At 70.5% G+C, this 386-nt stretch carries 1 pseudogene; it reads left to right on the plus strand.

The features are described 5' to 3' along the window. A pseudogene (locus EN742_RS37555) lies at positions 1–386 on the plus strand (hypothetical protein); the annotation flags it as partial.

Raw genomic sequence — 386 nt, forward strand, 5'->3', positions numbered from 1 at the left:
CGCGGGTGACGGCCTCGATCGAGGCCGAGCGGGCACGGCTGACCACGGCGGTCGGCGAACAGACGGCCGAAAAGAAGCGGCTGAGCATGCTGCTCGAGGCCAAGCAGAGGCTTCAGGCCGACACCGAGACGGAGATCGCCGCCGAGAAGCAGCGCTCGCAGGCGCTGGCCGCCAGGGCGGGCAGCCTGAAGGAGCTCATCGCCTCGCTTGAAGCAGACAAAACACGCAAGGCGGCGGACCAGGCCAAGGCGGCCGAGCGGAAATCGGGTGATGTCGACCAGGCGGCACCGAACGGGGCGCCGGCCTCGACGGAACTCGCTTCGCTGCCGGTGCCGGAAGGCAACCGACTCACGGCCGCGGCGCCGTTCTCGGCGCTGCAGGGACAG

The sequence above is a fragment of the Mesorhizobium sp. M4A.F.Ca.ET.020.02.1.1 genome (assembly GCF_004022645.1).
Taxonomy (GTDB): Bacteria; Pseudomonadota; Alphaproteobacteria; order Rhizobiales; family Rhizobiaceae; genus Mesorhizobium.